The sequence below is a fragment of the Pseudomonas sp. SWRI77 genome, assembly GCF_014269105.1.
GTDB lineage: Bacteria > Pseudomonadota > Gammaproteobacteria > Pseudomonadales > Pseudomonadaceae > Aquipseudomonas > Aquipseudomonas capeferrum.
Map to the genome: position 1 here is coordinate 19164 of NZ_JABWRV010000017.1, position 23325 is coordinate 42488.

The window sequence follows — 23325 nt, forward strand, 5'->3', positions numbered from 1 at the left end:
CCGCCCTGCCATGGATTTTGGCCATTTCAGACGGCTCGCCTGGCCGAATCGTCAGATACGCCTGGGCGTATTACGGGCATCGAGCGTCTTCGCCTTGGTGCAGAACAGGGTTCGTATAAGGAACGCCGGGTTACCCACCACGTAACGCATGAACAGGCGTTTAGGCTCCTTCACCAAACGGAAGATCCACTCCCCGCCCAACCGGCGAAGCCAGGCCGGGGCCCGGCTGACCTTGCCGCCAAGAAAGTCCAGAATCGCCCCACCGCAGACGATCAGGCACGGCCCGCCACTGGCTACCAGCCTTTGGGCAAGCGCTTCCTGCTTGGGCATCCCCATGCCCAGCACGATCAGTTCCGGCTGCGTTGCCCGGGCAAGTTCAAGGTAAGTGGCCACATCGGCAAAACCATCGTGGACCGACACCGGCACCAGGCCGAAGCGGGCCTCGCTGCACTGCACCGCTTGGCCCAGAAACGGCTCTCGGGTACCCCAGAACGCAACTCGCCGCCCCTTGAACGCCGCCATCAGCTTGGGGATGAGGTCTGTACCATTCATGTTCAGCCCAGGGTCCAGCCCCAGGCGGCGATAAAGGATGGCCATGCCGGCCCCATCACGCAGCAGCACATCGGCAGAACACAGCGCCTTGCAGTAATCCGCATTACCCGCCACCAGGTTCATGCCATGGGCATTGACGAAACCCAGTACCGTCGGCGCCTCGGGCCGGCACAGTGCCTCAAGCAGGTGTTGCGCTTGCGCAGGGTCTCTGACTACCTGCAGTTTGCCGATAATCGTTTTCCAGCGGCTTTGCCATTCGCTCATCAGCTGTCATCCCGTTTCGAGCGCACCCATTCAACCTGGCGTTTGATCAAGAAACCCAGATACAAAGGGATCTTTCTCGCGGCGTAGAAAGGGGCGTAAAGCAACACCGAAAACGGGATCAGTTCCCGAGAGAAACGCCACCACGCCAGCAGCACCGCCACACCCAGCATTGCCAAGGCCGCCGTGGCGATCCACGCCGGTGCGGTGATACCGAACAGCAGCGCGGCCAGCCAGCACACGCCTACCACCACTATCAAGGCCAGTACCAGCAACGCCAACGGCGGGACCATCAGGTCCAGGGCCATGGCCAGCAGCGGCCAATTGCGCCGCGCGAGCGCGCCCACCAGCAAGCTAGGCACTTGGGCCACGATCACCCCCAGGTGGCCATGCTCCCAGCGGGTGCGCTGGCTGCTCAAGCCTTCCTGGCTGAGTGGGAACTGGCTGGTGACCTGCGCGAGAGGGCAAAACAGCGGTGGCTTGCCGGCCCTGCACAAATCCAGGCCCAGCTTCAAGTCTTCGACGAGGTGCCCATTGGCCAAATCGACCGCTGCCAGGTCCCGCCAGGAGAATGCCATGCCCGCCCCCATCAGCTGACAAGGCCAGCCCAGGCGTGCCCACCCTCGCGGGCGCACCAGGTTCTTCACCCGCCAGGCAAATTCGGCAATCTGCACTTTCAGGCCCGCGCCGGCGGGCGCATGCATCAGGTAGAGCGCCTGCACAGGCCGCGCAGCTTCAAGGCAGCGGCGTGCCAGCAGGTCAATGGCGCCCTCACCCACCAGGCAGTCGGCGTCGACGATGATCACCACCTCTGGCGGGTCCTGCGCCAGATGCCGCACACCGAAGTCCAGTGCATAGCCCTTGCCACGCAGTTGATCGTTGTGCCGCTCCACCACTTCAGCGCCCGCCCTGCGCGCCAACTGCGCGGTGTCGTCACTGCAATTGTCCGCCACCACCAGCAAACGGTCATGGGCCAGCATTTGCGGGCCGACGCTCGCCAGCGTCGACGCGATGATCGACGCCTCGTTATGCGCAGGCACCAGCACCGCCACGCGCGGGCGCCTGGCACCGGCTGCGGGCTGGGATCGTACAGGCAGGCAAGCCAGCAGCACCTGCGCGAACAACACCAACGATGGCAGCAGGATGGCAACCGTCACCAGGCCCAATAGCCACGCCAATAGGCTGATCATGCGCAGGCCTTGAAGTAGCTGGCCAACTTGGCGGCCTCGGTATCGATATCGTGGCGTTGCAGCACCCGCTCATACGCCGCCTCGCCCATGCGCTGCAACACATCGGCGGGTTGCGCCAGGCAATCGGCCATTGCCGCAGCCAGCTCCTCCACCGTGCCCGCCGGGAACAACCAGCCATTCTCGCCCTGGCGAACCAGCTCGGGGATGCCCGCCACATAAGTCGTCAGCACCGGCCGGCGCAACGCCATGGCCTCCATGATGACCACCGGCAAGCCCTCGGCGAAGCTGGGCAACACCAAGGCACGGGCCGCCAGAATTTCGTCCCGCACCTGGGCGCCGCTGATCCAGCCGGTTATCCGCACCTGTGCCTGCAAGCCATGGCGGGCGACCAGGGCTTCGATCTGCCCGCGCATCTCGCCATCCCCTGCCAATACCAGCTCGAATGCAACGCCTTGGGCGGCCAACAGGCGGGCCGCCTCGATCAGCAACAGTTGGCCCTTCTGTTCGCACAGGCGCCCCACGCACACCAGGCGTGGCGCCGAAGGTGCTGCAACAGCGGCGACGGCATGAAACTCGCGCTCCAGGCCACAATGCACCACCTTCACTTTCCCCCAGTGCTCATGGGCCACCCAGCGGAACAACTGGCTGCGCCCGTAAGAGCTGACCGCCGCGACAAACGCTGCGCGGCGCACCTTTTCGCCCACGTGCAGAAACTGCGGTTTATCGAATTCTTCCGGGCCGTGCACGGTAAAGCTGTAGCCAGGCCCGCCGAGTGCATGGGCCAGCATCACCACCTCGGTGGAGTTGGTGCCAAAGTGCGCGTGCACGTGCTTGGCGCCAAAGGCCTGCAACCAGAGCAAGACCTTGCACGCCTCTGCCAGGTACACCAGGTGATAAGGCCAGGCCCGGTCTGCGCGCTGGCCCATGCGCAAGGCCAGCCACAGGGTGGCGAAGAAGCGCCGGGGCTCGGCGCGCAGTACCTGCAGCGTCGGTGCCAACAACCCACCGATGCCGTCCTGCAGCACGTAGCGGGTCTTGTCCCGCTCGGCAATGTCCTCGGCGTCCTGCAGTTCGGCGTCCCAGCCCCGCAGGGCAATGCGCTGGATCTCCATGCCCTGGCGCTCCAGCGCCAGCATTTCGCGTCGAATGAAGCTATGGCTGACCTTCGGGTACTGGTTGATGAAGTAAGCAATGCGCATAGGAATCCAATTCAATGCCTGCGTAATGAACCCTGCCAACGGCAACCCGTTACTTCAGGCTGTCGATCGCCGGCGGCGGCCCCCCTGCCGATGCACGTTCAAGCACATCCCCCTTCATCCCTTGTAGCCCATGGTTGCGCTCGCTGCCTGACAATGCAGCTTCAACGCGGGAGAAAACGTCATCCAGCAAGGCATGACGCCGACGGTACATCGCCCGCTTCTTGGGCGCGATGTCGTCTGCAGCCCGCTTGGCCGCGGCCAAAGGCAGACTGAAAAAGTCCTCGCGCTCCGACGCTGTGGCGCCGTTTTCCTGCCAGATGACGTCGTAATGGGCGGCCAGGTCTTGCGCCTTGTCGGCGCCAAAATAGGGATGACGATGGTGGCGGTACGCATCGCCGACGGCGTAGATGCGCACTACCCCCAGTGCCCTGGCCATGCACTTGAAGGCTTCCAGCAGAAAACTTCTGGGGCGCAGGCCTTCGAAGTCCTTGGTCAGGTCCCTGTAGATGTTCAACGACGTTTCGCTGTCGATGCCTTTGTGAATGCCCTGGACGGCGCCAATGAACAGGCACAACTCACCGTGCTGACGGCACAGGGTGAACGCCAGTGACGCCACGCGCAGATCGCCCTGGAACAGGTTGAGCACCAGTTCACCTTCACGCTTGAACCAGATGGGCCGGTCCAGCAGCAGCGCGCACCCCTTCGAATAGGCTGACAGGTCACACAAGGCCAGGCTGTCGTCCCGGCCCAGCAGCAACAATTTCGGAAACCGCCTGGCCACCTCTTCGAAGTGCGACGCCACCACCCCAAGGCGCTCCTGCGCCTGCCAATTCTTGCTGATGTAGGGCCACTGCACGACGCCGATGCAATCCACCCCAAGCCTTGCGAAGCGGTCATCACCCAGCGCAGCCGACATGCGCTGCATGAACGCCTTCAGTGCGGGCCACTGCCTGGCGATCTCTACCGTCAGCTTGGCTTTGTTGTTCAAGGCCCGCAGCGAGTAGCCGGGTTGCAGGGTGAGCACACTTTTCACTATCGATCTGGCAATCATAGGGCTCTCATTTGTACTCGATCAACGCGGCCTTGCCGGCAGCGAACCGGTTCAACAGGAACTTTACCTGCCCAAGCATTTCAGGGAATTTGCCAAGCACCAGGAACACCGCCTGCAACCAGTTCTCGCGCCTCGACTTGCCACCGCGACGCGCCAGGCGCGCGGCCTGCAGCGGGTAGATCAGCAACAGCAGCAGCGCCCAGCCACCCAGCAGGCCACTGGCAAGCACTGTCGCCAGCGGGATACCCAAGCCCCACAGCCAGGCGCGACGAGACTCGCGCAACCAATGATGCTCTGGCGCGCCCCCATGCAAAAAAGCACCTTCGGCATAGGCATGGCCGGCCCGCAAACTGCGTCGCCACCACTGCCTGAAATGGGTCATGGCCGCATCGTGCAAGGTCATTTCAGCGGCCAGCCGCCAGATCTTCCAACCCTTGGCGCGCAAGCGCACGCACAACTCTGGCTCTTCGCCGGCAATCAGGTCCGGGCGGAACCCGCCCACTTGGGTGAACGCGTCGACACGCATCAATGCATCGCCACCACAGGCCTTGGCTTCACCGATGGGCGTGTCCCATTCCAGGTCGCACAGCCAATTGTAAATCGAGCGCTGGGGGAACCGTTCGCGGCGACGCCCGCACACCACCGCCACCTCAGGGTGCGCCTGCAGAAATGCCTGGGCGCTGGCCAACCAGCCTGGGTCCACCTCGCAATCACCGTCGACAAACTGCACGTAGCGCATCGATGGCAACAGCCGTTGCAGGCAAGCGAAGCCCTCGTTACGCGCCCGGGCTGCGGTGAACGGGCGGGCCATGTCGAGCGCCAGCACGTGCACGCCCAAAGCCTGCGCCATGGCCACGGAGCCGTCGCTAGAACCTGAGTCGACGTACACCACCTGGTCCGCACCGTGCGCCAACGAGCGCAGGCAGCGCTCCAGGCGCAGCCCCTCATTGCGGCCGATCACCACCACGCCGATACCTGTCTCCATGAGCCTCACTCGACCGGGCACGCCTGAGCTTCAGTTGGTTTTCGACGCTTGACGGTCGCGGGTACACCGACCGCCAGTGAGTCGTCGGGCACATCGATCAGCACCACGGCATTGGAGCCAATGGTCACGTTGTTGCCGATGCGGATATTGCCCAACACCTTGGCCCCTGCGCCGATATCGACGTTGTTGCCAAACACCGGCGCAATCGGCTCGTTGACGTTCTTCAGGCCCACCACCACACCGTTGCGAATACGGCAGTCATCGCCGAACCGGGCGTAGCCACTGATGACGATGCCGCCAAAATGGTCGATGACGAAGTTGCGGCCGATCACCACCTCGCAGGGCAATTCCACCCCGGTGATAATCTGCACGAACTTGAACAGGATCTTGTAGAGGATGGAGAACAGTTTGCGCAGCAGGGCCGGGCGCACACCATAGCGCCAGCGCCCAAAGCGATACACCAGCAGCACCCAGAACCCCTGGGCACCCCAATCACCACCGTGTGCACGCAAGTCCGCGCGGATATTCTCGAACATGGCTTCACCTACCGTGTGGGTTGGGTTGCGAACCGGGTCTTGAACAACAGCGACCAGGTGGTCTGGCAATGCCGCCAGCAGGCCCGTATCGCAGCGCGGCCCCTTCCCTTCAACAGCGCCTTGAGCGCCAGCACCAGGTCCCCTATGCACACCAGCAGCATGTGCAATGCCAGCCCGGCGACACCGTGGTGTTTGCGAAAGTACAGCAGCTCGCTCTCGATCTGGTAACTGGAGATCTGCCGGCTGGCCGCCTCCAGTTCGCTGACTGACTTGGAGCTTTCGCCGCCGATGTGCACCACCGTGGTATGGGGATAGAACACCACCTTCCAGCCCGCCTCCTTGACCCGCTTGCAGTGGTCAACTTCCTCGTAGTACAGAAAGTAGCGCGGGTCGAACAGGCCGACCTGGTCCAGCACTTCTCGACGGACCAGGTAGAAGCAACCGGGCAGCCAGTCGCACTCCCGTACCGAGCCATGGTCCCAGCTCATCTCGTCGACCATTTTCAAGCCAGGGAAAAACCGCCCCAGCCCGGTACGGCCGACAAACACGTTCAGGGGGGTTGGGAAGTAGCGGCAACTGGGTTGCAGGTCACCCTCGCGACCTTCCAGGCGCACACCCAGCACACCGCACTCAGGGTGGTTGTCCATGTACTCGATGGTTTTGGCCAGGGAGTCGGCCGCCACGAAAGCATCGGTGTTGAGCAGCAGCGCGTACTTGCCCTGCAGGTGCGCAAGCAACTGGTTGTTGGCACGGCCAAAACCGACGTTCTTCTTGTTGCTCAGCAACAGCGCCTCGGGGCACACCTTGGCCATGCGCTCTACAGAGTCATCGACCGAGGCATTGTCGACAACCAGGTAACTGGCGAGTTTTTCGCTATCGGCCTGGCGCAGCGCATCGAACATGGGCTGTAGCAAGGACGCGGTATTGAAATTGACCACCATGACATCGACGGGTTTTCTATCCATTGCTACCGTCCCCGAAGAAGTACTGCCGCCGTTGCGCAGCCAGGACCGGCTCGACCGCCGGGTCGAAGGCACCTTTGCGCTGTTTGACCATTTCGATCCAGGGGTAGCTTTCGCAGCGATCCTCGACCCTTTTGATCAGGGCCTCGGTGGTGCAGATGAACTTGGCCGGGTTGCCGCCGACCACGGTGCCGGGCAGCACGTCCTTGGTAACCACCGCACCGGCAGCCACGATCGAGTCGGGCCCGATGGTCACGCGGGGCATGACGATTGCGCCATGGCCGATGAAGCAGTTGTCCTTGATATCGATGTAGCCGACGGAATCGAGGTGTTTGCCGTAGCAGAGTTCGATCAGCGCGACCACGCCATCGTGCCCGATCAGGGTGCAATCCGAGAGCCCGACGTTATTGCCAATGCGCACCAGCGCAGGGTCAGTGACGTTGCACCCAGGGTTGATGTGAAAGTTGTTGCCTACCGAATGAAACTTGCCCCAGCGGGCCAGGTAGTTGCCCCACTCCCGTCCTGTAGGGTTACAGAACTTTTTGTATGTCGAGCCTCCACGCCCTGTGGAATTGACATAATACGTCAGTGCACTCCGTAGCCATCCATTCATTCTGCAAGCCTCGCAATCAAAGCGAATCTGGACTGTCCCTGAGGCGAATTCGGTCTCGTTCTTCTTGGTGCTGACCGCATCGCACTCAACCCATTTACAACGTGCGTTACACCGTGGCACCCGTAGCCGATTTCGATTTCTCATTGAGGTGGTCCGCCAGCCGCACGGCAAATTGCAACAACGGCATGGTCGGGTTCGAAGCACCGCCCTTGGCGAAGATACTGCTTCCCGCAACGTAGAGGTTCTGGGTGCCGAAGACTTTGCAGTCGGCATCGACCACACCGAACTCGGGTGACGCGGCCATGCGCGTGGTGCCCATATGGTGGGCATGCGGCGCCATCTTCAGCGGCACCGACGTGTCATACACGAAGTCGTTGAGCTTGACGTAGCCAAGGTCCATGTCGGCGAACTGCTTGGCCAGTTCAGTGCCAATGCACTTGATGGTGTGCCGGTCGGTGTCGCTCAACGCCCAATTGACGTTGACCTTGGCCACCCCCAGTTCATCCTTTTCATCCAGCAGCGATATGCGGCTTTGCCGGTTGGGGAACTGCTCGATCATCGTGCCGATCACGCCGTCGCCGGGGCAGCTGAACTTGGCGAAAAATTCGATTTTGCTGGCAACGCCCATGTCACAGGCGAGGTTCTCCAGAAAGTGTTTGACCTCGGCCGTGCGGCCATAGGTCTGTACATCCGAGAGCAATGCGGCAGTCACATTGCCTTTACCTGCCTGGTACTCCGCGACAAAGGCATCGGTGGTGTAGTACTGGCGCATCTCCTTGTCTTGGTCCGACTTCAGGATGAAGGTCCCCATGTCGATATTCAGGTGTTCCATGAAGCAACACCCAGTCAGCCCTTGCTTGTCGACGATACCGGCGGCCAGCAGGGTTTCACTGTTGAGCAATTGCCGGGCATTTTCGATGGCGCCGGCCGCCAGGATGAAGTGCCTGGCCTGCACGCGCTGCCGATGGCGGTCGTAGTCAGACACCACGGCGGCCATCACCTGGCCCGAGGCTTTGTCGAACTCAAGATCGACGCAGTTGCAATTGATGAACACATCCAGCCCCGCAGTCTCATTCAGCGCTGTTGCGTACTTCTGTGCAAAACGCGTCGGCGGGCTGAGCAGGAAGCGGTCAGGCTCGAACTCGCCGCCACTAAGGCCGGTGTTCATCGCATGAAATGCCGCGCCTGACGGCAGGTCGACGATCTCCATGGCCGCCGCCAGATAACCCTCGATTTCCGAGTACGGGATGGGCCAGCCGGGCAAGTCACCAGGCGGTGCAACGGCGAAATCCGAAGGGGTAAAAGGCCGGCAGCGCCCCGCCCAGTGATTGGACGTGCCGCCCAGATAACGCAGGCGTGTTTCCTCGGCGTACAACTCAAGGCCAGTCGACGTGCACTGGTACAGCCCTTGGGAATGCGGCGAATACTCGTGCCCGCCCCCTTCGGCCAGCATCACGTTCCACCCGGCAGCCGCCAACCGCAGCGCCAGGGTAATGCCTGCGGGGCCAGCCCCGATGATGCAAAAATCGTAGCCGTCACGCAGCGTTTTCTGCTGCTGATAGTCCTTGATCATGCTTGCTCGTTCCGGAAGTACTGCGACGGCAACACCCAGCCGTTGATTACCACGTAGCCGGTTTTTTCGACGGGTTTGCGTGCAACGTCTGCGCCCCCGCCAAACACGGCGCCGCCAACGCCCAGCAAGACACAGCTCTGAAGAAAGCCCCTACGACCCAAAAGCGCAGTACACAACGTAAGCTTCCCCATGATCCCGACCTATCTCGATGAAGTGTTCAAAAGTCAGTCACTCGACCGCCCCGACGTTGAAACATCGCTCGCCAGACGGCGGCGTTACAGCCAGTTGAACAAACGGGTCGCCAGCAGGCCGCAGAGCGCGCCCACCGCCAGCATCGGCAAGACCACCAGCTCGCGCTTGATGCTGAAGATATCAAGCTTGCAGTTGACGTAGACAATCAACAGCAGCGTCGGGAAGGTATGCAGGGCAACCCCCCAGATTGCATAGTTCACCCCGCCAATGGCCAGCAGCAGTGGCAACAACGCCCATAACGAGACTAGCCGGATGATGTTGTCCATGGCCTGGTACTTGGTCAGGCCCAGGGCAATCCATATCTGGTGTGCCAAGGTATAGCGCAATGTGAAGAAGGACAGCGACAGAATGGCTAGGATCGTACCTGCCTCGGTGTAACGCGCGTCGTACATCCAGCCGATCAGCAACGGGCTGGCGGTCAGGAACACCCCGCAGGCAAACAGCATGGCCAGGTCGACCAGCAACCTGAAACGGTAGTACAGGGCCTTCAGGCGCTCTTTGTCACCTTCCCGGGCGGCTTCGCTGAAGGCCGGCAGCGCGACCGACCCCACCAGTTTCAGCAACCCGGTCTGCACAGACCCGAGGATCAGCACGGCAATGGAATACACACCCAATTGCCCCGCCGTCATGCTGGCGCCAAACCAGATGCGGTCGCCGTACATGGCCAACACCCCCACCATCGACGACAGCAGGATCCAGCGGCCAAACACGATCAGCTCGGTCAGTGCACTGCGGTCCCAGCGCAAATGGTTGTTCGGCCCTTGCAGGGCCGTGTGGCCCAGTACAGTACCCGCCAGGGCACTGACCAGGCCCGCGACCACCAGTGACCAGATCGACCGCGTGAAGTAGCCGATCACCAGCATGGCGATCAAACCGACCACTTGCGAGGCAAGGTCTACCAGCACCACGCGCTTTTGTTGGAAAGTTCGTACAGCGACATCTATCTTGGTGGATTGGAAGCCCCAGATGATTGCCGAAAGGCCAGTCACCGCCAATACCATCGGCAGCTCCGGCGCCGCATAGGTGGAGTCCGCCGGCCACAGGTTGGCAAGCTGCGCGAACCAGGACGCGGCCGCCAGCAGCAAGGTCAGGGCAAACAGCACGAAACCGCGGATGATCTGTACGGTCCAGGCGGTATTGAGAAATTCTGGGTCGTCACCCCGGTGGCTCTGGATGATGTTCTGGCGCAAGCCGACATCGGAGAGCAGGTGCAAAAGCACCGAAACCGTGGTGGCAATGACCATCACACCGAACATTTCCGGCAATAGCAAACGGGCCATGATCAGGTTGCCGCCCAAGCGCAGGACCTGTGACGCCACCAGCGATACCAGGTTCCATGACCCGGCCTTCAGTGCGCGGTTGCGCAGGCTCGCTGAGGCTGACACATCAATCGACGGCATGACTTCAATCTCTGACTGATTCGCTAAAAGTCACTATAGTTTCAATTAGCCATGATGCTAGCCGTTGCTTACCGAGGGATAGGTGCCTTAGCCAATGCCTGAACATTTTCGTGCACTTGTCGTCATTCTGTTTCTGGCAGGCGTCGTTTTCGTCATGGCGCGCCGCCCGGCGACAGATCTCATCCCCTATAGCGACTTCAAGCGCCGACGCAACCTATGGTTCGTCCTGACGCTGGTGGCCTTTGCCTCCCATAGTTTCTGGGTGTACGTGGCTGCGGCCGCGATCATCCTGTATATCGCCGGGCGGCGCGAACGCAATGCCATGGCGTTGTTTTTCATGTTGCTGTTCCTGATTCCACCTGCGTCGGTGCAGATACCCGGGTTCGGCGTGGTCAACTACCTGGTCGACCTCAACCATGTTCGCCTGCTGACACTGTGCGTGTTGCTGCCTGCGGCGCTGGCCTTGAGCAGGCAAAGCGACACCCTGCGCTTCGGCCGCACCTGGCCGGACAAGCTGCTGGCGGCAAGCCTGGTGTTGATGAGTGTGCTGTACCTGCGTGAAACCACCCTCACCGACACCTTGCGCCAGGCACTGTACCTGTACATCGATGTGTTCCTGCCGTACTACGTCGCCAGCCGTGGGCTCAAGGAAATCAGTGACTTCAAGGATGCCATGCTGGCGTTCGTACTGGCCTCCTTCGTCCTGGCATTGATCGGCGTCGCCGAGTTCGTCCGCCACTGGCTGCTGTACAACGCCCTGATCGATGCCATGGGCGTGCAGTGGAGCATGTCCGGTTACCTGAGCCGCGGTGGCTCGCTGCGCGCCAGCGCCACCACCGGCCAGGCGATTGCGCTGGGTTACGTAATGAGCGTGGCCATCGGCCTGTACCTGTTCGTCCAGGGTTACGTCCGCAGCCAGCTGCAGCGGGTACTCGGCGCACTGCTGCTGGCCGCCGGGCTTTTCGCACCCTTGTCCCGCGGCCCCTGGATCGGCGCCGTGATCATCGTGGTGGTGTTCATTGCCCTGGGCAAAGGCGCGGTCAAGCGCCTGACCGTGCTCGCCCTCGCCGGCGTACTGGCGCTGCCGCTGCTGACGGTGCTGCCCGGGGGCGACAAGGTGCTGGACCTGTTGCCCTTCATCGGCAATATCGAGAAAGAGAACATTACCTACCGGGAACGGTTGATCGACAACGCCTGGATCGTCATCCAGCGCAACCCGCTGTTCGGCTCGTTCGACTTCCGTAACACCCCGGAAATGCAATCGATGATTCAGGGTGAAGGCATCATCGACATCGTCAATACCTACGTCAGCCTGGCGCTGCGGGTCGGGCTGGTCGGGCTCGCGCTGTTCGTGGCGTTCTTCGTCACCGTGCTGCTGGGCATCCGCAAGGCCATGCGCGCATTCCCCGACAAGGATGACGAGCAACGGCAACTGGGCCGGGCCTTGCTGGCGACCCTGGTGGGCATTCTGGTGATCATTTTCACCGTCAGCAGCATCACCATCATCCCCACGGTGTACTGGTCGATCGCCGGGCTTGGGGTGGCCTACATACAAAGGGTGCGCAGGCTCCGTGCCAGCCAGGCCAGCGCCCTTGCCGATGCACGACTTCAACCCAGGTGATGCCAATGACCGCTTTTTCCATGCACCGCTTCATGCGGGCTTCGCTGCTCGCTGGCCTGGCCGTGGTGTCGCAGGCTGGCTGGGCATCAGGCTGGCTCGTCAGCATCGAAGAACAGAACGGCCTGCCCACCGTGACCCGCGGTGGCGGCCCCGTGATGAAAGCAAAGTTCGATTTCTGGGCGGCTGACTGGGGTTGGACCGGCTTTTATACCGCCTTCAAGGTCAATGCGCCCTACCGCTACACCCTGCAAGGCAAGAACAAGGAGCTGGACTTCGACCTGGCAGCGGATATCCGCAAGGAGCAGGCGCAAACCCTGACCTGGGCGTTCGACCTGACCGCACACAGCAGGCAGAGCGACGTGATGGGCGGCGGCATCGTGTTCCAGTTCGACCCTGCCGTGGTCGCCGGGGAAATGGGCGAGCCGGTGCTGCTACCCGGCAACCGCGGCTGGTCATGGGGCAAGGATGCGCAAGGCAGGCGCATCGAGATGCGCTTCGAGCCGGCGCTGGCGAAGGTGTACTTCGAACAGGGCAACACCTCCGAAATTCGCGCGTTTTTCTACAAAGACCCCATCAGCGCTGGCCAGCAGCAGATCAAGGCCACGTTGAACGTGACCGGCGATATCGAGCTTGGTCCCACCCCAACCGAACGCTTTGGCCTGGCCGACCCCACACAATGGCCCGACGACCAGCTCGACTGGCAAACCTCGCCGGTCGACCTGTCCTTTCTCAATGCGCCAGAGAAACCGGCAGGCAAGCGCGGTTTTGTGAAAGCCTCTGGCGAGCAACTGGTGTTCGAGGACAACACGCCCGTACGCTTCTGGGGCACCAACCTGTCCGCATACTCGCTGTTCAAGACGCCGGACGAGGAAATCACCAAACAGGCCAAGCGCCTGTCGGCACTGGGCTTCAACCTCGTGCGGCTGCACCACCATGACTCGCCGTGGGTCAGCCCGAACGTGTTTGGCGACGGCACCCTGATTCGCGATACCCAGCAGCTCAACGCCGAATCACTGCGCAAGATCGACCTGTGGGTCAAAAGCCTCAAGGACGAAGGCATCTACGTATGGCTCGACATGCACGTACAGCGCGCCCTCACTGCCAATGACAATATCTATGCCTTCGACGAACTGGCCAAGGGCGAGAGCCGGGTCGACCTCAAGGGCTATGCCTATGTGAACCTGAGCATTCAACAGGCGATGAAGCGTTTTGCCGAGCAGTACATGACCCATGTGAACCCTTACACCGGGCTTGCCTACAAGGACGACCCGGCAATTGCCGCGGTATTGATCACCAACGAGAACGACATCACCCAGCACTACGGCAACGCCCTGATGCCGGACAAGCGCGTGCCCAAGCACAGCCAGCTCTACATGGAGCAAGCCAAAGCCTTCGCCAAGCGCCATGACCTGTCTGCAGACCGCACCTGGCGTGCCTGGGAGCATGGCCCGTCGAAACTGTTCCTGAACGACCTGGAACGGCGCTTCGATGTCGACATGATCGCGCACCTGCACAGCCTGGGGGTCAAGGTACCCATTGCCACCACCAGCACCTGGGGTGGCAACGGCCTGAGCGCGCTGCCGGCGCTTACCGCTGGCGATGTGATCGACGCACACAGCTACGGCGCCATCGGTCAGCTCGAAAAGAACCCGCTGACCAGCGACGGGATGATCAACTGGATAGCCGCAGCCCAGGTGGTCGGTTTGCCCCTGACGGTCACCGAGTGGAACGCCGAACCCTTCCCCCTGCCCGACCGCCATTCACTGCCCCTGTATGTGGCAGGCACCGCCAGCCACCAGGGCTGGGACGCCATGATGCAATACGCCTACAGCCAACAGGCCTTCAATAGCGGCTGGCGCACGGCAGACAATTGGCACGCCTACAACGACCCAGCGATGCTGGCCACCCTGCCCGCTGCTGCCCTGCTCTATCGCCGCGCCGATGTACGGCAAGCCATTACCCGCTACGTTTTCGCGCCAACACCCGCCACCTTGTTCGATCAGGACATCACCCCGCGCAACGCGCTGGCCCTGCGTACCGCCATGGAAAAAGGCAGGCTGCAGATTGCCATGCCCCAGACGCCGGAGTTGCCGTGGCTGAAACCCAGCGTCATCCCTGCCGACGCACAGGTGCTGCACGACCCTGGGCAGTCGCTGCTGGACGCCGATGCCAGTGAGGCGGTGACCGATACCGGGGAGCTCAAACGCAACTGGCAACAAGGCCTCTACACCATCGACACGCCCCTCACCCAGGCCGCGACGGGCTGGCTTGGCGGGCGAACGGTCAACCTTGGGCAAATCGCGGTACAGGCAAAAACACCGTATGCCAGTGTCATCGTGCAAAGCCTGGATGCGAAACCGCTCGGTCAGTCGCGCAGCCTGCTGATCTCGCTGGGCACCCGGGCCGTGCCCAAGGCCGATGACAAGACGCCGTTCAATGTCGAGCCCTTCGAAGGCACGTTGTCGATCAAGGCTGCAGCTGGCTTGAAACTCTTCGCGCGCGACGCCCAGGCACAGCTGAAGGAACTGCCAGCGGCCTACCAGGACGGGCGATACAGCATCACCTTCGATGGCCAGTACATGTCCAACTGGCTGTTCTTGAAATAGGGCATTTGGCCATCTACAGTCTCTGAAGACCTGTAGCTGATACTCCCGCCGGTTCGATTCAGGGACGACTCACTGCGTCGATACAACAGCAGCGTCCAGGAGGCACGGATGAAGTTACTGGTTGTCGGTGGCGCGGGGTATATCGGCTCGCACATGGTCAAGCACTTGCTGGCCGCAGGCCATGAAGTGGTGGTGGCGGACCTGGTGTCGCCTGGCCCTGGGGTGCAATGGGCCGAACTGGACATTGCCAATGAGCCCGCGCTGGATGCCCTGTTCGCCGAGTGCCCGTTCGATGCGGTGTTCCACTTCGCTTCGTTCATTCAGGTGGGTGAGTCTGTCAGCGCCCCTGGCAAGTACTATCAGAACAACGTAGCGGCTACCCTGACATTGCTGCAGGCCATGGTGAATGCGGGTATCAAGCGCTTGGTGTTCTCCTCCAGCGCTGCCGTGTACGGCAACCCCCACTACGTGCCCATCGATGAAGCGCATGGCAAGGCACCAATCAACCCTTACGGGCTCAGCAAATGGATGGTCGAGCAGATCCTTGAGGATTTCGACCGCGCCTACGGGCTGAAGTCGGTTTGCCTGCGTTACTTCAACGCTGCGGGGGCTGACCCTGACGGCCAGTTGGGCGAACGCCATGAGCCGGAAACCCACCTGCTACCGCTGATTCTCCAGGCAGCCTCCGGCCGACGTGATGCGGTGACGGTGTTTGGTCGTGACTACGACACTGCAGATGGCACCTGCATCCGTGACTATGTCCATGTCGCCGACCTGGCATCGGCGCACGCGCTGGCGGTGGACTACCTGGTGGCAGGCGGCGCCAGCACGGCATTCAACCTAGGTAATGGGTTGGGCTTTTCAGTGCAACAGGTGATCGATACCGCCCGTGCAGTCACAGGCCGGCAGATCCCTACGCTCGATGCGCCACGCCGCGCCGGCGACCCGCCCAGGTTGGTGGCGGATGCCAGCAAGGCAATGCAGGTGCTGGGATGGCAGCCTGCGTATGCGTCGCTTGAACAGATTGTGGCGCATGCCTGGCAGTGGGAGTTGCAGTACCCCTGGCATTGAGAGCTGCCTGCTCAATTCCCTGGGGCCGCTCCTGCAGACCGCAGGGTACTCAGTAGTACGTGCGGGGTTTTTCATCCGCCTTGTTCAACACGGTGCCAATCAGATTGACCCCCGCCAGATGGTGCAGACATTCCTCGATCTCCTGCTTGCTGTTCATGCCGTTGGCCACCACCAGCAGCACGCAGTCGAACTTGGGCATCACCGTGATCGCATCGTCAGAGCTCAACAGCGGCGGCAGGTCGAAGATGCAGATCCGCGACTCATAGCGGTTGCGCAAATCACCGATCAGGTTGCTCACCCGGGGTGAGGACAGCACTTCGGTGGACAGCGGAATAGGCACCCGTGTCGGCAGTACCACAAAGCGGGGCAACGTCGGGTTGACCAACACTTCTTCCAGCCCGGCTTCGTCAGCCAACAATTCGTTGAGCGCCTTGTCCATCGGCAAGCCCAGGCTGCTGCCGACCTTGGGCCGACGCAAATCGAAGTCCACCAGCAGCGCCGTCTTGGTCGTGTGGTGGGCAATGCTCATGGCCAGGTTGATGGCCAGGACTGTCTTGCCTGCTTCAGGCGTTGGCGAGGTGATGGCCAAGGTACGCCAGCCGTTTTCCTCCATGGCCTTCAACACCTGCGTGCGCAACAGGTCAATGGGCCCACTCATGTTCGAGTTCTTGTTGTAAGCGACGATGCGATGACGCTCAAGGTGCTCCGCACGCAACGGCACCACCTTGGTCTGCACATAATCGAACTGCCCAGGCACCTCGGGTTGCTCCGCCCCGTGGGCGGTTTGCGGAGCCTGGGTGGCACCTGGAGAAACTTGATGAATATTATTGCCAACTACCGGCTTGATCCTGTCCATCACTGCTTTCCCTATTCAAACCGCGCCATAGCCTTGAACAGCAACACATCCAACGGCATGTAGAACACGTGCACCAGCACTACCAGCATAGCAATCAGCACAAGCCCCGCGATGATCAGCAGGTTGCGCCAGCGCCGGCGCTTGGCCAGTTCCGCCTGGGTAGTGATGAACGGCACCGTGACCAGCACGCGCTTGCCCAGCACGCTTTCCAGCGCACCGACGCCACGCACCCGTTGATTGAGGATTTCCAGCAGCATCACCAGCGCACCGCCACCTGCCGGTGCCAACACCAGGCCCAAGGCAGCGATCTTCTTGCGGTTGGGCTTGATTGGCTTCTCGGGCAGCAGAGGTGGTTCGAGCAGCACGAAGCGCTCTGCCTTGTTTTCCTGCTCCAAGCTTTCGGTAATTTTCGCGCCCATCTCCTTGGCGCGGATTTCCTCGTACTTCTTGCGGGCGTTGTCGTGGTCACGCATCAAGGTGACCAGGCCACGCTCGACTTGCGGGGCTTCGAGAATCTCTGCCTCGTAGCCTTCCATCTTCTTCACCAGCTCACGCTTTTGCTCGGCCAACGAAGTGATGCGCTCCTGGGCGGCGCCGATCCTTGCACGAACGCGGGCCACGTCAAGGCTCACCGAAGACGCAGCCTTGCTGTTGCCGCCACTGGCTTCGAGCGCCTGGATCTTGCGTTTTACCGCCACCACATCCGGGTGCGCTTCTTTATACCGGCTCAGCAGCCGGGTGTATTCGGCCTTGAGGCTGGGCAGGTCCTGCGGCAGGTCTGCACTGGCCGGCCGCGTACCGTCGGCCTTGGTGGTCAGCCCGGCATTGGCTGCGGACAACTCAAGCTCGAGGTAACGCAGCTCTTCCTGCGCCGTCTTGTAGTCGCGGTCGACCTCCCTGAACTCAAGCTCCGAGCGCGACAACATGCTCATGCGCAGCGATTGGTGCTCGGGCAAGGCATTGGCATGGGCTTGCTTGAAGTCTGCCAACTGGTTCTCCAGGCTGGCGAGTTCGGCACCAAGTTTGTTCGCTTCCTGGGTCAGGAACTCAGTGGTCTCGTTCGCCCGCTCGGTGCGCTGCTTCAGGTTTTCATTGAGAAACAGCGTGACCAGTTCGCTGGCCACTTCCTTGGCGACTTCCGGCTGCTTGTGTTCGAACGACACGGTGAAGGCGACCGTGGCCTCACCGCGCCCTCTGACGAAGGTACTGAGCGAGGCGACCACGATGGCATTGCGCATCTGTTCGATCTTGTCGCTCTCGCTGAGCTGCTTGCCCTTGTCGGCGAACAGGTTGTACTTGTCGATGATCCGCAGCAGGTTCTCGCGGGTCATGACCCGCTGGCGGATGACCTCGATGCGCTCATCGGCAAAGCTGTTGTTATTCGCCGAGACCAGCTCCGGCGAAATCTGCTGCGACTCCACCAGAATGGTGCCGGTGGACTGATAGATAGGCGGCACACTCAGCGCCACCACCACGGTGGCGGCAAGAATGACTACGATACTGATCCCCAATAACAGGGCCCGATCCTTGATTATGGCGATGTAATCTTTGAGGGAGAGCTCGTAGTCAGACTTCATAAAGGCCACCAGGCTGAAGTTCAGAGGTCGGGGTACCTATACGTCAACGTCAAACCAACAATCGTAGCGGTCGCATCGGGTGCATCATCCTGGCGCCGTTCCTTGTACATCAACGATAGGCGCAGATCCCAAAAAGGCGAAAATTCCCGGCTGGCCCAAACGCTGTAGGTTTGCAGGGTGTTGGGCGTTTGCCCCTTGCTGTCTTGCCATGACGCATCGGCCCCGACACGGGTCAGTTCGTTGACCGCATAACTGTAGATACCGCGCACCATGTCGAGCTGGGCAAAACCGCCCTCGGCACTGGCGACCGTGCTGCGTTCGGCGCTGAAACTGGCATCGGAGCGCACCCCGGTATACAGCAGCGAAGCACCGCCCTCACCGCGCCGGCCGCCCTCGGACCCGGACACCTTGTTGACCCCCAGGTGCGCATCCGCACTCAGGCGTTCGGAAAACTGATACTTGACCCCGACCGCAGGCGTGTAGCTGTTGGAGGCCGTGGCAGTAAGGTCTTCCTCGGGCTCATAACGCCTTGCGCCAAAGCGCGTATAGAGGTCGGCCCGTTCACTCCAGGCGTAGGTCCAAGTGAATACGTTGCCCAGTTCGTTGTAGCCGGTCAGGGTGTCGATGTCATAACGGGCACGGGTGTACTTGGTTTCGTTGGACAACGTGCTGCGCTCGGTGATGGCGCTGCTCCAGTTGCCTGCCAGCGAATACAGCTTTTGCGTGCCATCGGTCGTCACCACACCGGTGTCCTGGACGGTGCCGGATAACGTGGAGCTTTCGTTGTAGAGGGCTACCAGGCCAAAACGCCCTTTCTCGGTGTCTCGCTGCCAGCCAAGGCTCACGTTGGGGTCTTCGCGGTCGTCGACGATGTCGGTGTCGGAGGAGCGCAACACCTGCATGCCAAGACCCAAACGCAACTCGTCGCGGTCGAAGGTACCGACCAGGGTGTAGTCGGGCGCGATGATCGTGCGCGTCACACCCTTTTCTTCAGACGACAGCAACAAGGGGTTGCTGTCGTATTCGACCGAGGACGGCACCACCACCGAGGACTGCCAATTTGCTGCCTGGACCGCGTCCGTAAACGGCAAGACCAAGATTGCCGTTGCAATGCTAGTTGTTCTTAGAAGAGGCATTAAGTGTTCTTATTAAGGCAAGATCAAGGAACGACCAGCGTATCGCCAGCCTGAAGTTGGATGTTGGTGGACATGTCACGCCCGGAAACCAGGTCCTTATATCGCACGGGCAGAATCTGTTGTCTGCCCTTGTCGACACGGACCACCTTGATGGCGCTTTCGTCAGCGAATTTGTCCAAACCACCCGACATGCTCAGGGCCTGCAATACGGCCGTGGGGCCCGCCATTTGCACGGGCCCCGGCTTGATCACCTTGCCCTGCACATAGACCAGGTTGCCGGCGATGCTCTTGACGACAACGCTGACGTTCGGGTCGGGGAGAAATTTTTCGAGTTTGGCAGCGACCTGTTTTTCGACTGCCGTGACATCCAGGCCGGCGACATCGATTCGCCCGGCCAAGGGGAAGGTGATACTGCCATCGGGAAGTACGGTGGCCTCCTGACGCAGGCTCTCCTCTTGCCAGACAGACACCATGACCACATCGCCAGGGCTGAGCAGGTAACTTGCGTTATTTTCGAGGGCGTTGCCGGTACCGGACCACAGCATCAGCACGCAAAAAGCGGAACACAATGAACGTACCATGAGGGTCCCTCCGGCCTATTGGCCCGACAAAGAGCACTGAATGAGAACGGCACACAAACTCTCGCTCCACTTCGCAACCGTACCACCTGCTGCGACGGCCTCAACCATCCTGGAGGCCCTGTAACTGACGCTGCGAAGCCCTGACCCACCAGCACGCTGCGCTACCCTACGGCTATTGGCAATTACTGGCTACTGGAATATAGCAACAGTTGGAAAATTGACAAGCCGCCCGCGGCAGCGAAAAGTCGTGCATCAAAGCTCAGTCGTCAAATTACCGACGGCACTGAATACGTGTGCTATTGAACAACCGTTAACGACCTACTTCACCCGGCCGACGCGTGGCGTGTTTAAATCTTTCTTCTATTGGCAACCGCCACAAAACCAATCACCGCGAAGGCGAAGAACCAACCCGCCGTTGCGACAGGAATGATACTGTTTTGATTGACATAAGAATCAGCAGCGCGTGCTGCGCCACTTAAAAGCACCAACAAGAATATTGATTTTATAAACAGTGTCGAGCGCATAACCCCCTCCTATATAGAGGATAATAAAATTATTTATATTTGGGTTTAGCGGGAGACTTCCTCGCTGTTGATTTGAGCTTATGGGCACAATGACACTACGTCAATGATCCGACACCATAATAAATCTCAATGAACGAGGGGTGACTTCGTCAAAATGCCGTCACACAAAAAATGCAAGCGCCCAAGGCAGTTGCCTGTCACTTACCGCTTCGCTGTAAGGGACTGAAATGCCTGATTTTTCTATAACCTCTTCCTTTCGGAAGACCCCAGCGATGTGCGATATCGGCAAGGGAAGGCAATAAGCGTGGAAGTGATTGCGTTTCATCGGTGAGAAGGCAAATGCCAATCGTTTAGCTTGCGAACCGAAATCTGGCGCTTTTGAACCAGGCACTGACACGGGCTATAAGGGCATCAGGTCGAGGGTGCGTTCCACTTCCTCGATGTCGATCCTGAAGCCATCGCCCTCCGGCATGCCCACCACAAAGCCGAAGTGCTGCTGGTCGCGATCCGTCAGGTACTTGTAATAGCTGACAAAACGGTTCGGAGGCTGCAACGTCAACACGCAGCCACCGGTTTGCAGCACGTTGACGCCGTGAACCAACTGGCTGCCTTCAACCCCGACCACCACTCTGGCGCCGGCACAGGCTGCAATAATGCTCGGCACGTCGGTCTTCAGCGGGTCGACAACGCGAAAGCCCCGGGTCTGGCGCAGGTGCTCTGCAATCGCCTTTTCATTGCGCAGGAAACGCAAGTCGCCGTCGCCCCCACGCAATATGAACACGCCGGGGTGCGGCTCATGGTTGACGTGCGAAAGCAGTTTTTCACCCATGGCCCGGTAGCGTAAATGCCGGCTGCGGTTATTGCTCTGATCGTCAAACAGCACCAGTTCACGGAAAAACGCACTGCGCAGACGTAGGGGCTTCATGTCTAACCAGTCTTCATAGGCAGGCGCCTGGGAAAACAACGGGTAGCGGGCTGATGGCGCCGTGGTCACCGGCAAGCCCTCGTTACGGGCCAGTGCGTAAGTGACACAGTCTTCCATCAACCAGGTGCCAAACCACGAATTGCCATTTTGCGTGCAATAGATGGCCGCTCGTTCGATTTCGTTCTCGACGACAACCCGCGGAAAGGTACTGGGTTTCAACGATAACCAATGGCTGGCCTTGCCCTTGTAGAGCGCCCCGTCTATGAGCCAGACGTCCTTGATCAAGTAGCCGCGTGTAGGGCACTGCACAACGCTGAGGCCGCCTTCCATGGTGCGCGCAGGATGCACATAGGGGTAAAACCGCTTGGCCTCCCACCCCGTCACCCGCTCGAGCTGATTGGGCAAAAAGAATGCTGGCGGGGAGAGCGTTGTTTCACCCGGCGCAATCTCCCAGCTTTTTGACGCGATGCTTTTCAGGTCGACCGCCGAATTGCGGGCGAGTCGCTTACGTGCCATGTACTTGTAGGCAGCGAGGGTCCACTTATGCCGTTTGCCGGCGGACGGTGCGCTGAATTTCGACATATCGCTTCCCATGAAGCTGCTCCCCCGGGTGGCGTGGCCACTGGCGCTCTGAATCAGTTGGATGTGACCCTTTCCATCGTCGGCGGCGACTGTAAGTTGGCATAACGCGTGCGCAAGGTTTCAATAAAGGATTCCCCCGAACCGGCAGTGCCGTAGAGGTAGATCTTGTGCAGCCCGCCAAACACCATTTCGTGGTATCGGCTGGCGACCTCTTCCTCACTCGGCCCATCTGGCAAGCCCAGGTGCAGGGTCAGTTTGTCGCCTTCGACAGCGAACATCGGGGTTTCCCAAAGAAACTTCGCCGTGCCGGTCTTGGGTAGCCTGACGAACAGGTAGGCATGGTTGCCCAACGAATCGATATCGCCGCCGCGCCTTCTCTTCCATTTCAGCAAGCCGTCATCCGGCCGCGCCAGGCACAGGCCGATATCGTAATAATCAAAGCCGTGTTGCAACGCCCACTCCAACGCCATGAACGTGGTGATAGAGTTCACTTCCCGCAGTTTTTTTGCATCTGAAAACACCGCCTCGCTATAACCAAAACGCAGCGTGCTCCAATAACGTTTGCCGCCGCGCGTCACTTCACACCCCAGGTGACAACCAATGACTTCGTCGCCCAAGGTGATCAGGTCCAGACGCCCTACATGCTTGGCGATGCGAAACACATCGTCTGTGGGGAACTGCGCGGCATGAATACCTTGCCTTGCGGTGGCATAGGGGCGCAGTAGCTGGCTGTCGGCCATTGCGATTTCTTCATCCGACAGTGTCTGCCTCATCTGGTAGAGCGGTCGGTTCTTGCGAATGCTGCGGCGCAATTCGCTGTCGTAGCGTGCGGTAATGTCCTCCAGCGGGCGCCCCAGCGGTACCACGGCGCTCAGGTAGTGCGGCACCGACAAGGCCCCGGTGGTGGGCAATTCACTCACCAGCACCACATGGGTCGACGCTTCAGGCTCTGCACTGCCGGCGGCCACCGCGCCGGTGCCCGGTACCTTGCCACCAATCAGCAACTTGGCCATCTCGCGCTGATGCTTACGGCCGATGTAGAGGATCTCGTAGGGGCTTTCCTGCTGCAGCCGGAACCTCGCGACTTCCCACCGCCAAAAACAGGCTCGCCCAAGCACTTCTCGTATTTTGCTGGAGAGCAACCTGATCTCGTAGCGCGTGGAGGGAGAGATGAGTTTCCGTGCAACAGCCGCCAAGTTCTCTTTCATGCTGGTTCGACATCCTTTGATGTTGTCTAAGGGCAGATCAGCAAAAGATCACAGTTGACTGCAA

The 23325-nt window shown here is 60.6% G+C and carries 20 protein-coding genes; 3 read left to right on the forward strand and 17 right to left on the reverse strand.

Annotated features, from left to right (window positions below):
• Positions 1 to 51: 51 nt before the first annotated feature.
• From HU766_RS16915 to HU766_RS16960, 10 genes are all read right to left on the reverse strand, one after another.
• Entirely contained in the window at positions 52 to 816 is a 765-nt protein-coding gene (locus HU766_RS16915; RefSeq protein ID WP_186659020.1) for a WecB/TagA/CpsF family glycosyltransferase, read from the reverse strand.
• Positions 816 to 2003 carry a glycosyltransferase family 2 protein gene (locus HU766_RS16920; RefSeq protein ID WP_186659024.1) on the reverse strand — a complete coding sequence of 396 codons (1188 nt, stop codon included), beginning with the start codon at positions 2001 to 2003 and terminating at the stop codon, positions 816 to 818. The genes HU766_RS16915 and HU766_RS16920 overlap by 1 nt, the downstream gene beginning before the upstream one ends.
• Positions 2000 to 3202, reverse strand: a complete 1203-nt coding sequence (locus HU766_RS16925) for a glycosyltransferase family 4 protein (protein WP_186659027.1) — start codon at positions 3200 to 3202, stop codon at positions 2000 to 2002. The genes HU766_RS16920 and HU766_RS16925 overlap by 4 nt, the downstream gene beginning before the upstream one ends.
• Before the next feature lie 49 nt (positions 3203 to 3251).
• Positions 3252 to 4253, reverse strand: coding sequence for a DUF535 family protein (locus HU766_RS16930; RefSeq protein ID WP_186659030.1), 1002 nt, complete (start codon positions 4251 to 4253; stop codon positions 3252 to 3254).
• A gap of 7 nt (positions 4254 to 4260) precedes the next feature.
• Positions 4261 to 5238 carry a glycosyltransferase gene (locus tag HU766_RS16935; protein ID WP_033697660.1) on the reverse strand — a complete coding sequence of 326 codons (978 nt, stop codon included), beginning with the start codon at positions 5236 to 5238 and terminating at the stop codon, positions 4261 to 4263.
• A 5-nt stretch (positions 5239 to 5243) separates the two neighbouring features.
• On the reverse strand, positions 5244 to 5774 hold the full coding sequence (locus tag HU766_RS16940) for a serine acetyltransferase (RefSeq protein ID WP_186659033.1): 531 nt from the start codon (positions 5772 to 5774) through the stop codon (positions 5244 to 5246).
• Positions 5775 to 5782: 8 nt separating this feature from the next.
• Entirely contained in the window at positions 5783 to 6739 is a 957-nt protein-coding gene (locus HU766_RS16945; protein WP_033697658.1) for a glycosyltransferase family 2 protein, read from the reverse strand.
• Positions 6732 to 7349, reverse strand: coding sequence for an acyltransferase (locus tag HU766_RS16950; protein WP_186659036.1), 618 nt, complete (start codon positions 7347 to 7349; stop codon positions 6732 to 6734). The genes HU766_RS16945 and HU766_RS16950 overlap by 8 nt, the downstream gene beginning before the upstream one ends.
• 106 nt (positions 7350 to 7455) lie before the next feature.
• On the reverse strand, positions 7456 to 8922 hold the full coding sequence (locus tag HU766_RS16955) for a GMC family oxidoreductase (protein ID WP_186659039.1): 1467 nt from the start codon (positions 8920 to 8922) through the stop codon (positions 7456 to 7458).
• A 275-nt stretch (positions 8923 to 9197) separates the two neighbouring features.
• Entirely contained in the window at positions 9198 to 10574 is a 1377-nt protein-coding gene (locus tag HU766_RS16960) for an oligosaccharide flippase family protein (RefSeq protein WP_186659042.1), read from the reverse strand.
• A gap of 94 nt (positions 10575 to 10668) precedes the next feature.
• Between HU766_RS16960 and HU766_RS16965 the strand changes: the two genes are divergently transcribed.
• The 3 genes from HU766_RS16965 to galE all read left to right on the forward strand — a co-directional run bounded on the left by HU766_RS16965 (position 10669) and on the right by galE (position 15872).
• Positions 10669 to 12195, forward strand: coding sequence for an O-antigen ligase family protein (locus HU766_RS16965; RefSeq protein WP_186659045.1), 1527 nt, complete (start codon positions 10669 to 10671; stop codon positions 12193 to 12195).
• A gap of 5 nt (positions 12196 to 12200) precedes the next feature.
• Entirely contained in the window at positions 12201 to 14801 is a 2601-nt protein-coding gene (locus HU766_RS16970) for a cellulase family glycosylhydrolase (protein ID WP_186659048.1), read from the forward strand.
• A 108-nt stretch (positions 14802 to 14909) separates the two neighbouring features.
• Entirely contained in the window at positions 14910 to 15872 is a 963-nt protein-coding gene (gene galE / locus HU766_RS16975; RefSeq protein WP_186659050.1) for a UDP-glucose 4-epimerase GalE, read from the forward strand.
• Positions 15873 to 15921: 49 nt separating this feature from the next.
• Here galE and HU766_RS16980 read toward each other — a convergent pair whose 3' ends face one another.
• The 7 genes from HU766_RS16980 to HU766_RS17010 all read right to left on the reverse strand — a co-directional run bounded on the left by HU766_RS16980 (position 15922) and on the right by HU766_RS17010 (position 23261).
• Positions 15922 to 16728, reverse strand: coding sequence for a CpsD/CapB family tyrosine-protein kinase (locus HU766_RS16980; RefSeq protein ID WP_047583329.1), 807 nt, complete (start codon positions 16726 to 16728; stop codon positions 15922 to 15924).
• A gap of 11 nt (positions 16729 to 16739) precedes the next feature.
• Positions 16740 to 18305, reverse strand: a complete 1566-nt coding sequence (locus HU766_RS16985; RefSeq protein ID WP_186659053.1) for a Wzz/FepE/Etk N-terminal domain-containing protein — start codon at positions 18303 to 18305, stop codon at positions 16740 to 16742.
• A gap of 20 nt (positions 18306 to 18325) precedes the next feature.
• The gene (locus tag HU766_RS16990) at positions 18326 to 19441 is read right to left on the reverse strand and encodes a surface lipoprotein assembly modifier (protein WP_186659056.1); all 1116 of its coding nucleotides are present in this window, start codon (positions 19439 to 19441) and stop codon (positions 18326 to 18328) included.
• A gap of 23 nt (positions 19442 to 19464) precedes the next feature.
• Complete coding sequence (locus HU766_RS16995) at positions 19465 to 20022, reverse strand: polysaccharide biosynthesis/export family protein (protein ID WP_033697637.1); 558 nt, start codon at positions 20020 to 20022, stop codon at positions 19465 to 19467.
• 347 nt (positions 20023 to 20369) lie between these two features.
• Complete coding sequence (locus HU766_RS17000; protein ID WP_186659058.1) at positions 20370 to 20546, reverse strand: hypothetical protein; 177 nt, start codon at positions 20544 to 20546, stop codon at positions 20370 to 20372.
• Positions 20547 to 20946: 400 nt separating this feature from the next.
• Positions 20947 to 22065 carry a glycosyltransferase family 61 protein gene (locus HU766_RS17005; RefSeq protein WP_186659061.1) on the reverse strand — a complete coding sequence of 373 codons (1119 nt, stop codon included), beginning with the start codon at positions 22063 to 22065 and terminating at the stop codon, positions 20947 to 20949.
• 41 nt (positions 22066 to 22106) lie between these two features.
• Positions 22107 to 23261 (reverse strand): hypothetical protein, encoded by a 1155-nt coding sequence (locus tag HU766_RS17010; RefSeq protein WP_186659065.1) that lies wholly within the window; start codon positions 23259 to 23261, stop codon positions 22107 to 22109.
• Between the last annotated feature and the right edge of the window lie 64 nt (positions 23262 to 23325).

What these genes read in the sequence shown, in the direction of transcription:
- HU766_RS16915 (WP_186659020.1), bottom strand. Translation starts at nt 816, where the DNA reads ATGAGCGAATGGCAAAGCCGCTGGAAAACGATTATCGGCAAACTGCAG.
- HU766_RS16920 (WP_186659024.1), bottom strand. Translation starts at nt 2,003, where the DNA reads ATGATCAGCCTATTGGCGTGGCTATTGGGCCTGGTGACGGTTGCCATC.
- HU766_RS16925 (WP_186659027.1), bottom strand. Translation starts at nt 3,202, where the DNA reads ATGCGCATTGCTTACTTCATCAACCAGTACCCGAAGGTCAGCCATAGC.
- HU766_RS16930 (WP_186659030.1), bottom strand. Translation starts at nt 4,253, where the DNA reads ATGATTGCCAGATCGATAGTGAAAAGTGTGCTCACCCTGCAACCCGGC.
- HU766_RS16935 (WP_033697660.1), bottom strand. Translation starts at nt 5,238, where the DNA reads ATGGAGACAGGTATCGGCGTGGTGGTGATCGGCCGCAATGAGGGGCTG.
- HU766_RS16940 (WP_186659033.1), bottom strand. Translation starts at nt 5,774, where the DNA reads ATGTTCGAGAATATCCGCGCGGACTTGCGTGCACACGGTGGTGATTGG.
- HU766_RS16945 (WP_033697658.1), bottom strand. Translation starts at nt 6,739, where the DNA reads ATGGATAGAAAACCCGTCGATGTCATGGTGGTCAATTTCAATACCGCG.
- HU766_RS16950 (WP_186659036.1), bottom strand. Translation starts at nt 7,349, where the DNA reads ATGAATGGATGGCTACGGAGTGCACTGACGTATTATGTCAATTCCACA.
- HU766_RS16955 (WP_186659039.1), bottom strand. Translation starts at nt 8,922, where the DNA reads ATGATCAAGGACTATCAGCAGCAGAAAACGCTGCGTGACGGCTACGAT.
- HU766_RS16960 (WP_186659042.1), bottom strand. Translation starts at nt 10,574, where the DNA reads ATGCCGTCGATTGATGTGTCAGCCTCAGCGAGCCTGCGCAACCGCGCA.
- HU766_RS16965 (WP_186659045.1), top strand. Translation starts at nt 10,669, where the DNA reads ATGCCTGAACATTTTCGTGCACTTGTCGTCATTCTGTTTCTGGCAGGC.
- HU766_RS16970 (WP_186659048.1), top strand. Translation starts at nt 12,201, where the DNA reads ATGACCGCTTTTTCCATGCACCGCTTCATGCGGGCTTCGCTGCTCGCT.
- galE (WP_186659050.1), top strand. Translation starts at nt 14,910, where the DNA reads ATGAAGTTACTGGTTGTCGGTGGCGCGGGGTATATCGGCTCGCACATG.
- HU766_RS16980 (WP_047583329.1), bottom strand. Translation starts at nt 16,728, where the DNA reads ATGGACAGGATCAAGCCGGTAGTTGGCAATAATATTCATCAAGTTTCT.
- HU766_RS16985 (WP_186659053.1), bottom strand. Translation starts at nt 18,305, where the DNA reads ATGAAGTCTGACTACGAGCTCTCCCTCAAAGATTACATCGCCATAATC.
- HU766_RS16990 (WP_186659056.1), bottom strand. Translation starts at nt 19,441, where the DNA reads ATGCCTCTTCTAAGAACAACTAGCATTGCAACGGCAATCTTGGTCTTG.
- HU766_RS16995 (WP_033697637.1), bottom strand. Translation starts at nt 20,022, where the DNA reads ATGGTACGTTCATTGTGTTCCGCTTTTTGCGTGCTGATGCTGTGGTCC.
- HU766_RS17000 (WP_186659058.1), bottom strand. Translation starts at nt 20,546, where the DNA reads ATGCGCTCGACACTGTTTATAAAATCAATATTCTTGTTGGTGCTTTTA.
- HU766_RS17005 (WP_186659061.1), bottom strand. Translation starts at nt 22,065, where the DNA reads ATGGGAAGCGATATGTCGAAATTCAGCGCACCGTCCGCCGGCAAACGG.
- HU766_RS17010 (WP_186659065.1), bottom strand. Translation starts at nt 23,261, where the DNA reads ATGAAAGAGAACTTGGCGGCTGTTGCACGGAAACTCATCTCTCCCTCC.